Origin of the sequence: Luteibacter sp. CQ10, assembly GCF_040900725.1 — a bacterium.
Taxonomy (GTDB): Bacteria; Pseudomonadota; Gammaproteobacteria; order Xanthomonadales; family Rhodanobacteraceae; genus Luteibacter.
This window is the reverse complement of record NZ_JAEUYM010000002.1, coordinates 608340-621193: the sequence shown is the minus strand read 5'-3', so window position 1 is coordinate 621193 and position 12854 is coordinate 608340. Positions and strand designations below refer to the sequence as shown.

The window sequence follows — 12854 nt, the reverse complement described above, 5'->3', positions numbered from 1 at the left end:
CCCTATCGGAAAGCCCGGTATTTGTCCTACAAATACTGCTTCGTGACTTATAGCAGATCGAACGTCCAGCGTCATTGATGGCCATGCCGACCGTCGAGGGCACCGGAGGATCCTCGCACCGCCTGGAGTATCATCGGCGGCCCATGACGCCCCCGACGAACGCCGCGACCGCTTCCGAACCCGGCTTCATCCTTACGCGCCACTGGCGCGATACCCATGAAGGCGCTGAAGTCGAATTCTGGGTCACGACCGCGCGGGGCCCTTCGCTGGTGTCGGTGCCGGCGCATCCGTCGGTGGCCTTCGTTCAAGCGTCGCGTCGCGAGGATATCGAGGCGGCGATCGGCGGAGATCGCTCGGTAACGCTGAAGCCCTTGCCGATGAAGACCTTCGACGGGGAGCCGGTGCTTGGCCTGTACACGAAGGGCTACCGGACCATGCTTCGCCTGGAGAAGCGACTCGCGGAAAAGGGCGTGGCGGTTCACGAGGCCGACATACGGCCCGCCGATCGGTACCTGATGGAGCGCTTCATCACGGCGTCGGTCACCGTCGACACCGTGCCGGACGGGCGGCGGCGGATCCGGGCCGCCGACGCGTGGCGTCCCTCGCTACGCACCGTGTCGCTCGATATCGAGACCAGCGAGCGTGGCGAACTGTATTCCGTCGCCCTGGAAGGCTGCGGCCAGCGGCAGGTCTACATGCTCGGCGAGGCACCGTCCGGTGATGCCTCGCCCGACGGCTTCGACCTGACCTACTGCGCGGACCGAGCGCAGATGATCATGGCGTTGAACGCGTGGTTTCGCGAACACGACCCCGACGCGATCATCGGCTGGAACCTGGTGCAGTTCGACCTCAAGATGCTCCAGGCCTGCGCCGATCGGTGCGGGCGGGTGCTCGCGCTGGGACGCGGGGGACGGCCCATCGAATGGCGCGATCACCGGCGCCGCGAAGGCTTCGTGTTCGCCTCCATCCCCGGGCGGCTCGCCATCGACGGCATCGAGGCGATGCGGGCCGCGATGTGGTCGTTTCCTTCCTTCAGCCTCGAAACCGTCGCGCAGTCGCTGTTGGGCGAAGGCAAGTCCGTGGACGACCCGTGGCATCGCATGGCCGAGATCGAACGGCGCTTCCGTGAAGACAAGCCCGCATTGGCCGCCTACAACCTCAAGGACTGCGAGCTGGTCACGCGGATCTTCGACAAGGCGACGTTGCTGGACTTCGCGCTGGAGCGGGCGAACGCCACCGGCCTGCAGGCCGATCACTTCGGGGGATCGATCGCCGCCTTCAGCCACCACTACCTGCCGCGCATGCATCGCGCGGGATACGTGGCGCCGAATGTCGGCGACGGTTCGGGGCCATCCTATCCGGGTGGCTTCGTGATGGATTCGCGCCCCGGACTCTACGACTCCGTGCTCGTGCTGGACTATAAGAGCCTGTATCCGTCGATCATCCGCACCTTTCTGGTCGACCCGGTGGGATTGGCGGAAGGACGCGACGACGAGGATGCCGTTCAAGGCCCCAACGGGACGCGGTTCTCGCGTACCAGGCATTGCCTGCCGGGCATCATCGAAGCCCTGTGGACGAGTCGGGACAAGGCCAAGAAGGCCGGCAACCAACCGCTCTCGCAGGCATTCAAGCTGCTGATGAATGCCTTCGTGGGTGTGCTCGGCGCTTCCGGCGCGCGCTTCTTCGATCCCAAGGTGGCCGCCGCCGTGACCCTCCGCGGGCACGAGATCATGCGCGACACGCGCACGCTCGTGGAAGAAGCGGGCTACGAAGCCATCTACGGCGACACCGACTCGATCTTCATCTGGTTGGGGCGTGCGCATGCCGAAGACGAGGCCATGGCGGTGGCCGGTCGGCTGGTCGAACGGATCAACCGGTGGTGGACGGACCACCTCGCGTCGTCGATGCGCATCGAGAGCTTCCTCGAAATCGAGTTCGACACGCACTACCGGCGATTCTTCATGCCGACGATCCGCGGCAGCGAGCTGGGCAGCAAGAAACGGTATGCCGGCCTCACGGTGGCCGATGACGGGAGCGACGAGCTGGTGTTCCGTGGCCTCGAAACGGTACGAAGCGACTGGACCCCGCTCGCCCAGCGTTTCCAGCGGGAGCTGTTCGGGCGGATATTCCGTGGCGAGCCGTACGTGGACTTCATCCGCGGCTACCTGAAGGCCTTGCACGCGGGCGAGATGGACGACCTGCTGGTCTATCGCAAGCGGCTTCGCGGCAAGCTCAGCTCGTACGAGAGCATCACGCCGCCGCAGGTACGCGCCGCGCGGCTCGCCGACGAGCATCATGCACGGCAGGGGCGGCCGCTGCGCTATCAGAACGGCGGGTGGATCGCCTACGTCATGACCGTCAGCGGACCGGAGCCGCTCGAGGCCAGGCATTCGACGATCGACCACGAGCACTATGTCGACCATCAGCTGGCGCCGATCGCGGATGCGATCCTGGCCCCCCTGGGCGACAGCTTCGCGAGCCTCGCCAGCCGGCAGGTCGAGCTGTTCTGAAAGCGTGGGGCCGGCGCGACGCCGCTATGGCGTGTGTCGCATCAATCCGTGCGTGAAGAGATAGGCTGCCGTCTGGTAATAGGCCACGGCGTCGTCGCCGTTTTCCTTGTTCGGATGCTCCGCAGGCTCGGCGTCGCCGCTCACCCTGTCCGGAATCAGTTCCTTCACCGGTTGCCGCGGCACGAGCGAATCCAGCCGGTCGCCGCGCAGGTAGCCCAGTTCCTGATAGGTGCTGACGAAGGCCCGCTCACGCCCGGGCTCCAGCTTGAAGAGATCGTAGCCGTAGAACCGCGAGGTATAGCTGAAACCCAGCATGCCCAGCAGCGTCGGCGGAATGTCGATCTGGCTCATCAGCCGGTCGACGCGCCCCGGCGCGATATGCTTCGGCGAATAGATGTACAGCGGGATGTGGTAGCGATTGAGCGGCAGGCTGGTCTTGCCCGCGCTGGTGGCGCAGTGATCGGCCGTGATGACGAACACGGTATCGTCGAACCACGGTTTGCTCGCGGCGCGCTTGAGGAAATCGGCGATCGCCCAGTCGGTGTACTGCACGGCGGCCGGCCGCGTGCCCTGCGGAAGGGGTACGCGACCCTTGGGGAACGTGAAAGGCCGGTGGTTCGACGTGGTCATCACGTGGCCGAAGTACGGCTTGCCCTTCGCGTAGGCGTCGTCCATGCGCTTGATGACGAGGGAGAACAGGTCTTCGTCGGCCACGCCCCAGACGTTTTCCGCGTGGATGTCCTTCGCGTCGATCACGTTCCGGTCGATGGCGTCGTAGCCGTTGCTCGAGAAGAAGTGATTCATGTTGTCGAAGTAGCCGTAGCCACCGTAGACGAATTCGGACGTGTAGCCCTTTGCGTTGAATACGTCGGCCAGCGACCAGAGGTGCTCGTTGTCCGGACGCTTGACGATGGACTCGCCGGGCGTCGGCGGCACCGAGAGCGACAGCGCCTCCAGGCCGCGCACCGTGCGCGTGCCGTTGGCGTAGAGCTGCGTGAAGAACAGGCTCTTCGACGCCAGCGCATCGAGGTTCGGCATGAGATGCCGATGCTTGGACACGTCCAGCCCCTCGACGTAATCGCCCGACAGGCTCTCGACGCTGATCAGGACGACGTTGAGCTTCTTTTCCGGACCCGCGCCCTCGATGCGGCGCGTGATGTCCATGGGATCGTCGCTGGTGAACGTGGCATCCGGCGTCTTCAGAAGGGTGCGAAGGCGACCGAAGGCCTGCTTGTCGGGAAGCGACGGGTAGTACTTGGCGTAGTCGAGCTCGTTGTCCCGAAAGGCCGCGAAGAACTGGTAGATGCCGTTGCCCGCGAGTTCGTTGACGTAGTTGTTTCGCGATTGGTCTTTCATCGAGGCGTCGAACGCGAAGCTGACGCCCACGGTCAGCACGAGCCATGCGGCCACGACGCCAGTGCGTGCCAGGAAGCGCGAACCCTCGTCGCGGGGCGCGATGCGCCGGCGACTCGCCCAGATCACGGCGACCGTCGCGAGCACCAGCAGTATCGTCCACGTCGCGATCGGATACGACTCGCGGATATTGCCAACCACCTCGTGGGTGTAGACCAGGTAATCCACCGCGATGAAGTTGAAGCGCGCGCCGAATTCGCCCCAGAACACCAGCTCGGCCGCGCCCAGGTACAGCACGCCGAAGGCGAGGATGAAGGCGAAGGCGGTAAAGATGCGTCGCCCCCACGTGGATACGTAAGCCCGGCGCGGAACGAGCCACAGCACCAGCAGCATCGGCCAGCCGACGTAGAGCAGGGTGATCAGGTCGTAACCCAGGCCCACGCCGAACACGTAAAGCCAATCGATGACGTCGTGCGGCACGCCCTTGCCCGTCTTGACCAGGAGGATCAGCCGAACGAGGAAGGCGACGGCGACGAACAGCGCGCCGAACCATGCAAGGGGTTGGAAGCGCTGGCGAAGAGCGCCGAAGGATGCCGAAACCAATGAAGGATGCCTTGTGAACGAGGCCAGGCCGTTACGGCTGGCACGCGCCAAGCCTAGGAGCGGAGGCTTACGTCTGCCTTTCCCTTTCCTTATAACGACCTTAGCAAGAACTTTCGACCAAGGGTCACATCATGGACTCTGACGGAGAAGAGCGTCGGATCTTGCGCGTAGCGCGGCCGAAAACGCGTATCGACAAGCTCATCGCAGCGTCACCGTGGCGGCCCGCTCCCGATGAATCGGCAGGGTCCGTCCTCAGGCCGGAACGCCGATGGTGCGCAGAATCCGCTCGGCGGCTTGCCGGGCCGCGATGACGGCATCGCCGTCGGTGGTCTGTATGGCCAGGTTCATGCCGCCATAGGGTGCATAGCGGCGCGCATCGGTGGTGCCGAACAGTCCGATCGTCACGGCGCTCGTGGCGCCGGCGAGGTGCATCACGCCGCAGTCGGCGCTGACGTACATCCCCGCAGCGTCGATGAAGGCGGCGAGTTTGCGTACGTCGCTGGTGAAATACGTGGGGTAGCGGCTGCCCACGCGCGACTGGCCGTCGGCGGCCACCAGCTCGACGATGCGCAGGGGGCCGGTGAGGGAGGTCACTTCAGCCAGGAACGTCGACCACCAGCCCTCGTCGTAGCGCTTCGCGCCCGTGGCATTGGGAAAGATGGCCAGCACCGGTGCCGTTTCCGGGTACGAGGAGGACACCACGCGCCGTAGCGTGGCGCGTCCGGTCCTGAGCTCGTCTTCCGACAGGCGCAGGTCCAGGGGAGGCATCGGAAGCGTCGTATCCGCGCCCAGCGCCCATCGAAGCGCGTGCACGGGCCGCGCGGCCAGGTGCATCGGCACGGCGTCACCCGCGGCATCGACGCGCAGACGGAAGCGGGCCACGCTCATCGAGGCGAGTATCCTGCCCGAGGACGATCCCGACGCGGCGTCGATGACCAGGTCGTAGCGTTTCTTGCGCAACGCGAGGAGGGTTCCGATCGTGGCCAGCGGATGGCGGACCGCCTTGCGGTGGAGGAGGAACGTATCGCCCAGCATGGCGTAGCCGCCGTAGATGTCGAGCGTGGCCGAGCCGGCGCCGAGCACGTCGATTTCCGCGCCGGGATAGACGCGTTCCAGCTCCGCCATCAGCGGCGTCATCAGCACGGTATTGCCCAGCCGATGGTTGGGCCGGCACACCAGTACGCGCTGGATGCCGATCCGGGGAAGCGCGCCCGCCGTCACGTCGTTGCGCGCGGGGGGAACCAGTCTGTTCACCAGCCAGCGGACGGCACGGCGGCGCCATTGCTGGAGCGAACCGTGGTTCGGAACGCGCCCGGACGACACCGAGGAGGCCTGCGCGAGGGGTAACGTGCTTGTCATAGACGCTGCTCTTGGCCTGGACCACCCAGATACCGCGCCTACGATGCCAGCCGAACCTTAGCGGTTCCTGTGATGCGACGCGTCCGGCGCGCCGGGCGGCGGAGCGCTGCGGCCGTTCCGGCAAGGGCGTCGCGACCGGGGAGCCCCGGCGACGCATGCGTGGAAAAGTGCGAGAAAGCCGTCGCCAGGGTGTGCTACAGAAGTGCGCCGACGCGGATCCCCGCGGCCGGACTCCTCGACCAGCGCCACTTGACCAGGACAACCCGCCATGGCGATTCGACCCGTTCCCGCCTCGTTTTTCGGCATCGTGCTGGGCCTCGTGGGCCTGGGCGCCGATTGGCGCTGGGCGTCGCATCTATGGAACATGCCGCCGATCGTCGGCGAAGCCATCATGGCGGCAGGTTTCGTCGTATGGGCGCTGCTCATCGCCTCGTACCTGCTCAAGTGGGTGACGGATCGACGCGAAGCCGTGGCGGAAGCCATGCATCCGGTGCAGTGCTGTTTCATCGGCCTGGCCCCGGCGAGCACCGCGCTCATGGGTGTCGTGCTGGCGCCGTATTCGCACGTGGGGGCGATGGCGTTCCTGTGGATCGGTGCCGTCGCCCACGTGCTCTTCAGCGTATGGCGCCTGGGCGGCATGCTGCAGGGCGACCGCGAGATGACCACCGTCACGCCGGTCATCTACCTGCCGTCGGTGGCCGGTAACTTCATCGTCGCGATCGTCGCGGGTGCGCTCGGCCATCCGTCCTACGGCATCCTGTTCCTGGGCGCCGGCGGCTTCGCCTGGCTGGCGCTGGAGTCGGTGATCGTCAATCGCATGTTCCACGCCGTGCCGTTGCCGGTGCCGCTGCGACCCACGCTGGGCATCCAGCTCGCGCCGCCCGTGGTGGCCGTCACCGCCTGGCTGGCGATCGATCCGGGCATGCCCGGCCCCTTCGTCCAGGCGATGTGGGGTTACGGCCTCTTCCAGCTGTTCGTGTTGATCCGCCTGTTGCCCTGGATCACGAAGCAGCCGTTCGCACCGAGCTATTGGGCTTTCAGCTTCGGATTGACCGCGATCTCGGCAGGCGCGATCCAGATGGTGTCGCGCGGCGTGACGGGAGCCATCGCGGTGATCGCACCGGTGATCTTCGCCCTGACCAACATCGCGATGGCGCTGATCGCCATCGGCACGGTGGTGCGCATCGCGCAGGGAAAACTGTTGCCGCCGAAGACGGCGTGACCCGGCCTACCCAGGGGTGGGCACCGGATCGAGCAGGTTTCCGCGGATGGCCGCCAGCACGTCGTCTTCGGTGTCCAGGTCCTGGACGAGCCCGTCATCGCGAACGGAGCGGACGTCTCCCGTGCGCCACAGCTCGCGGAATCCCCGGTCGCCTTCGAGCGACGAGGCGCGCCGCATCGTCGCGGGCCGAAGGACGACAGGAACGCCGCGGATCGGACCATAAGCACTGACCACGTCGCATTCGCCGTCGTAAGCGGCAAGCAACGCCTGCAGATGGGCCTCGGAAAGCGCTGGTTGATCCACCACCGTGACCAGCACCGGCAACGCGCGGCCTTCGAGTGCGTCCGATGCCCGCCGCAGCGACGACGCCATGCCGCTGGCCCAGCGGGCGTTGATCAACACGTCGCCGTCCGGCAGCTGCGCCGCCAGCGTATCGGCGAACGCGCCCAGCACCACGATAAGCCTTTCCGGCCGAGTCGACGCCACGAGCCGCCGGGTGCGCGCGAGAAGGGTCTCTCCGCCGATGGTGAGATTCTGCTTGATCCGTCCGAGCCGACGGCTTCCGCCGGCCGCCAGGATCACCGCATCGTGCCGCTGCATCCTGATGCCTTCCGCGCGTGGTGGTTTCATGAAAGCTACACCAAGCGGGGCCTGGATTCTGGTATCTGTGATCGCAGCACGCATCCTTCGACTACCCGCCGGCATCGAGGTAACGCCATGGATTCCAACGATCTGCAGGTTTCCCGCCGCGGATTCCTGAAACTCAGCGCGGTGTCCGCCACCGTGGCCGCGTCGCCTCCGCTGCTCGCGAAAATGGCCACGGCCGACGGGGGCCGTCCCCCGGTCATGGCGCAGGTGGCGATGGAGGTCAACGGCAAGCCGCAGACGCTCGAGCTGGACACGCGCACGACGCTGCTCGACGCCCTTCGCGAGCACATGCACCTCACCGGTACCAAGAAGGGTTGCGACCATGGTCAATGCGGTGCCTGCACGGTGCTGGTCGACGGGCGACGGATCAACAGCTGCCTCACCCTCGCCGTGATGCACCAGGGCGCCAAGGTCACCACCATCGAAGGCCTGGGCACACCCGACAAGCTGCATCCGATGCAGGCCGCCTTCGTCAAGCACGACGGTTACCAGTGCGGCTACTGCACACCCGGACAGATATGCAGCGCCGTCGGCGTGCTCGACGAGATACGGCGCGACGTGCCCAGCCACGTCACCGCCGACCTGGGGTCGAAGGCCGCGGTGGGAGAGGTCGAACTGCGCGAGCGCATGAGCGGCAACATCTGCCGGTGCGGCGCGTATTCCAACATCATCGAGGCGATGACCGAGGTCGCCGGGAGCAAGGCATGAAACCGTTCACCTACGAACGTGCCACCTCCCCGGCCCAGGCGGCCGCCGCGGCGGCACGCACGCGCAACACGAAATTCATCGCCGGCGGCACCAACCTGCTCGATCTCATGAAGATCGGCGTGGAGGAGCCGGACCACCTGGTCGACGTCAACGGCCTGGACCTGGACACGATCTCGAAAACCGACGACGGCGGCCTGCGCATCGGCGCCCTGGTACGCAACACCGATCTCGCCGCCGACCGCATCGTGCGCAGCGACTACGCCGTGCTCTCGCGCGCGCTGCTCGCCGGTGCGTCGGGCCAGTTGCGCAACAAGGCGACCACGGCGGGCAACCTGCTCCAGCGCACGCGTTGCCCGTATTTCTACGACACGCATCAAGCCTGCAACAAGCGGCTCCCCGGCAGCGGTTGCGCGGCGCTCGGCGGCTTCAGCCGTTCGCACGCCATCGTCGGCGTCAGCAAGGCATGCATCGCCGCGCACCCCAGCGACATGGCCGTGGCGATGCGATTGCTCGATGCCAAGGTGGAAACCGTGCAGCCAGACGGCAAGGCCCGCAGCATACCCATCGCCGACTTCTACGTGCTGCCTGGCAACACGCCGAACGTGGAGAACACGCTCCAGCCTGGTGAACTCATCACCGCGGTGACGCTGCCCAGGCCGTTGGGAGGTACGCACGTCTATCACAAGGTGCGCGACCGGGCTTCGTACGCGTTCGCCCTGGTCTCCGTGGCGGCCGTGGTGCAGAAGGACGGCAGCGGTCGCGTGGCCCTCGGCGGCGTGGCGCCCGAGCCGTGGCGCGTCGAGGCCGCGGAGGCCGAACTGCCGCAGGGCGCGAAGGCCGTCACGGCCCGCCTGCTGGCCGGCGCGCAAACGACCCAACACAACGCCATGAAGGTTCCGCTGGTCGAACGCACGCTTGCCTCCGTGCTGGCGCAAGCGAAGGGGTGATGCCATGAAATTCGATACGCCCGCCACCATCAATCCCATCGATCGCCTCAAGGTCGTCGGCAAGCCCCATCCACGCGTCGAGGGGCCGCTCAAGACGACCGGCACCGCGCGCTATGCCTATGAGCGCCACGACGCGGTACCCGACCACGCCTACGGGTACATCGTGCCGGCGACGATCGGCAAGGGGCGCGTGCTTTCCATCGATACCAGCCGCGCAAGGCGCGCGCCGGGCGTGCTGGCGATCGTCACGGCGAAGGACGCCGGCGCTCTCGGCAAGGGCAAGTACAACACCGCCAAGCTGCTCGGCGGCCCCGAGGTCCAGCATTACCACCAGGCCCTCGCGGTGGTGGTGGCCGATACCTTCGAGCAGGCGCGTTGGGCCGCTTCGCTGGTGAAGGTGGAATACGCCCGCGAGAAAGGCGCGTTCGACCTGGCGGCCGCGAAAGGCTCGGCCACCAAGCCAGGCGACGACGCGGACAGCGCGGTCGGCGACTTCGCGGGGGCCTATGCAGGCGCTCCGGTGAAGTTGGACGCCACTTACACCACGCCCGACCAGTCGCACGCCATGATGGAACCGCATGCCTCCATCGCGGCGTGGGAAGGCGACAAGGTCACGATCTGGACGGCCAACCAGATGATCGCCTGGAGCAAGGGCGACGTGGCGGCCACGCTCGGCCTGCCCAAGGACAACGTCCGTCTGATCTCGCCCTATATCGGTGGCGGTTTCGGCGGCAAGCTTTTCGTCCGCGCGGACGCCTTGCTGGCCGCGCTCGGCGCGCGGGCCGCGAAGCGGCCGGTGGCCGTCACCCTGCCTCGGCCGGTGATGTTCAACAACACCACGCACCGGCCGGCCACGATCCAGCGCATCCGCATCGGCGCCGGCGAAGACGGCAAGATCACGGCGATCGGTCACGAAAGCTGGTCGGGCGATCTCAAGGGCGGCGGTCCGGAAACCGCGGTGAACCAGACCCGCCTGCTCTACGCGGGCGCCAACCGCATGACCGCGATGCGCCTCGCCGTGCTCGATCTGCCCGAAGGCAATGCGATGCGCGCGCCAGGCGAAGCGCCCGGCCTGATGGCGCTGGAAATCGCCATCGACGAAATGGCCGAGAAACTGAAGCTCGACCCGGTGCAGTTCCGCATCCTCAACGACACCCAGGTGGACCCGGAAAAACCGGAACGCCCGTTCTCGCAGCGCAACTTCGTGCAATGCATGCGCGAGGGTGCCGACCGTTTCGGCTGGAAGAACCGCTCGTCCACACCGGGCACGAAGCGCGACGGCGCCTGGCTGGTCGGCATGGGCGTGGCCTCGGCTTTTCGCAATAACCTCGTGATGAAATCGGGCGCGCGCGTGCGGCTGGCCGCCGATGGAACGGCCACCGTCGAGACCGACATGACCGACATCGGCACGGGCAGCTACACCATCATCGCGCAGACCGCCGCCGAGATGCTCGGGCTGCCCATCGAGAAGGTGGTGGTGAAGCTGGGCGATTCGGACTTTCCCGTCTCCGCGGGATCGGGCGGCCAGTGGGGCGGCAACAGTTCCACCGCGGGCGTCTACGCGGCCTGCGTGAAGCTGCGCGAGAACGTGGCGAAGAACCTCGGCCTCGATCCGGCGACGGCGGTGTTCGAGGAAGGCAAGGTCAGCGCGGGGGGACGCAGCCTGCCGCTGGCGCAAGCCGCCGCGAAGGGTGAGGTGGTGGGCGAGGACACCATGGAATACGGCGACCTCGAAAAGCGTTTCCAGCAATCCACCTTCGGTGCGCATTTCGTCGAGGTAGGCGTGCACGCCGCCACCGGCGAGATCCGCGTACGGCGCATGCTGGCCGTTTGCGCCGCGGGACGCATCCTCAACCCGACCTCGGCACGCAGCCAGGTCATCGGCGCGATGACCATGGGCGTCGGCGCGGCGCTCATGGAAGAGCTCGTGGTCGACAAGCGGCTTGGCTTCTTCGTGAACCACGACCTGGCCGGCTACGAAGTGCCGGTGCACGCGGACATCCCCCACCAGGAGGTCGTGTTCCTCGACGAGACCGATCCGAAGTCCTCACCGATGAAGGCCAAGGGGGTGGGCGAGCTGGGCATCTGCGGCGTGGCCGCGGCGATCGCCAATGCCGTGTACAACGCCACCGGCGTGCGCGTGCGCGATTACCCGGTCACGCTCGATAAGTTGCTGAGAGGATTGCCCACGGTTTGACGCTTTTCGCCGATACGATCGGCTCCCTTCCCTGGTAGAACGTCTGCCACCGAAGGAGTGGGAGTCGATCGTATCGGCGAATTCCTGCGAAGCGCGATCCCGCGTCAATGGATCGCGCCGTCGCGGTCGCGCAAGGGCCCGCCGGAGCGGTCATGGATCGTCGCGACGATCTCCGCGGCGATGGCCAGCGCGATCTCCGTCGGGGTTTCCGAGCCGATGTCCAGTCCGGCCGGCGCGTGGACGGTGCGGCCGGACAGCCGCTCGCCCTCGTGCATGCGCCGCACGCGGTCGCGCGAGCCGATGACGCCGACGTAGGTCAGCGGCGTATCGCGTAGCGCGTGGATGTAGGCCATGTCCTGTTCGAGGTTGTGGGTCATCACCACCACCGAGGTATATGCGTCGAACGGGTAGTGCCGGGTCAGGGCATCGGGACTCGCGCATACCGTGTGCACCTCGCCCGGAAGGGTCGGCAGGCGCAGGCGGTCGGGGTTCGAGTCGACCAGGGTCACGGGCCAACCCAGGGCGGTCGCCAGCGGGAGCATGGCATGGGCCGCCGCGCTGCTGCCGATCACGACGAGGCGGTGCAACGGTGCGACCAGCTCGACCAGCACCTCGGCGGTTCCACGCGACGTTTGCAGCGAAAACGTGGACGACCGGGCATCGTGGTCGGATACGGTGGCGGCGAGCGCCTCGTCCAGCACGGGGTCGCCGATGCCGTCATAGTGCCGTTCCCCGCCGAACCAGACCTGGCGTCGAGGCGGCACGGCCTGCCCGTTCTGGGCGAACAGGGTCACGAGGCGTCCCGGACGGCGCCGCCGGATACCCTCGTCGAGGGCATCGACGAAGTCGAGGCAACGAGGCCCCACCAACGGCTCGATCAGGATGTCCAGCTCGCCGCCGCACCCCATCTCGATCATCAGGTCCAGGCCGTTCGCCGCGTTGTACCGCACGATCCGCGGGGTGCCGTCGCGCATGGCGTCCCGCGCGCGCTCGACGATGTCGCGCTGCGGGCATCCGCCGGACAGTTCACAGACGATGCCGCCGTCGTCGTGCACGAGCATGCTCGTGCCTACGCGGCGGAACGTGGATCCGCGAGTACGGGTGAGCGTGGCCAGCGCGCCCGTGCGTGACCGTTCACGCAGGTCGATGAGCGCGTCGACCAGCGTGCGCAGTTCGTGGGCCGAGTTCATGGGTGTCGTGCGGTCCCTGCGATAAAGGAAGCCACTATGAAGCCTTTTTCATCGCCGCTGGGTCAAGCACCGGACATCAAGGCGCCCAAGACGCCCCGTCGAGGCTTGCTGCCGGAC

General features: G+C 66.9%; 9 protein-coding genes. 5 read left to right on the top strand and 4 right to left on the bottom strand.

The annotated features are described in order from the left end of the window. Nucleotides 1-143 precede the first annotated feature (143 nt). The gene (locus JNG39_RS11615) at nucleotides 144-2510 is read left to right on the top strand and encodes a DNA polymerase II (protein WP_368311539.1); all 2367 of its coding nucleotides are present in this window, start codon (nucleotides 144-146) and stop codon (nucleotides 2508-2510) included. Between the two features lie 24 nt (nucleotides 2511-2534). Here JNG39_RS11615 and JNG39_RS11610 read toward each other — a convergent pair whose 3' ends face one another. After that, on the bottom strand, nucleotides 2535-4466 hold the full coding sequence (locus JNG39_RS11610; protein WP_368311538.1) for an LTA synthase family protein: 1932 nt from the start codon (nucleotides 4464-4466) through the stop codon (nucleotides 2535-2537). 252 nt (nucleotides 4467-4718) lie between these two features. Beyond that, entirely contained in the window at nucleotides 4719-5825 is a 1107-nt protein-coding gene (locus JNG39_RS11605; protein WP_368311537.1) for a glycosyltransferase family 9 protein, read from the bottom strand. Nucleotides 5826-6093: 268 nt separating this feature from the next. Between JNG39_RS11605 and tehA the strand changes: the two genes are divergently transcribed. Continuing rightward, nucleotides 6094-7047, top strand: coding sequence for a dicarboxylate transporter/tellurite-resistance protein TehA (tehA, locus tag JNG39_RS11600; RefSeq protein ID WP_368311536.1), 954 nt, complete (start codon nucleotides 6094-6096; stop codon nucleotides 7045-7047). Nucleotides 7048-7053: 6 nt separating this feature from the next. Here the strand turns inward: tehA and JNG39_RS11595 are convergent, their stop codons facing one another. Then, the gene (locus JNG39_RS11595) at nucleotides 7054-7647 is read right to left on the bottom strand and encodes an NTP transferase domain-containing protein (RefSeq protein ID WP_368311535.1); all 594 of its coding nucleotides are present in this window, start codon (nucleotides 7645-7647) and stop codon (nucleotides 7054-7056) included. Between the two features lie 117 nt (nucleotides 7648-7764). On the opposite strand from JNG39_RS11595, the gene paoA reads away from it, so the two are divergent. The 3 genes from paoA to paoC are packed head-to-tail and all read left to right on the top strand — an operon-like array spanning nucleotide 7765 to nucleotide 11547. After that, nucleotides 7765-8403 carry an aldehyde dehydrogenase iron-sulfur subunit PaoA gene (gene paoA, locus JNG39_RS11590; RefSeq protein WP_368311534.1) on the top strand — a complete coding sequence of 213 codons (639 nt, stop codon included), beginning with the start codon at nucleotides 7765-7767 and terminating at the stop codon, nucleotides 8401-8403. Next, nucleotides 8400-9350 carry a xanthine dehydrogenase family protein subunit M gene (locus JNG39_RS11585; RefSeq protein WP_368311533.1) on the top strand — a complete coding sequence of 317 codons (951 nt, stop codon included), beginning with the start codon at nucleotides 8400-8402 and terminating at the stop codon, nucleotides 9348-9350. Before paoA ends, JNG39_RS11585 begins: the two co-directional genes overlap by 4 nt. 4 nt (nucleotides 9351-9354) lie before the next feature. Further along, complete coding sequence (paoC, locus tag JNG39_RS11580; RefSeq protein WP_368311532.1) at nucleotides 9355-11547, top strand: aldehyde oxidoreductase molybdenum-binding subunit PaoC; 2193 nt, start codon at nucleotides 9355-9357, stop codon at nucleotides 11545-11547. Between the two features lie 104 nt (nucleotides 11548-11651). Here paoC and JNG39_RS11575 read toward each other — a convergent pair whose 3' ends face one another. After that, nucleotides 11652-12737 carry an XdhC family protein gene (locus JNG39_RS11575; protein WP_368311531.1) on the bottom strand — a complete coding sequence of 362 codons (1086 nt, stop codon included), beginning with the start codon at nucleotides 12735-12737 and terminating at the stop codon, nucleotides 11652-11654. Between the last annotated feature and the right edge of the window lie 117 nt (nucleotides 12738-12854).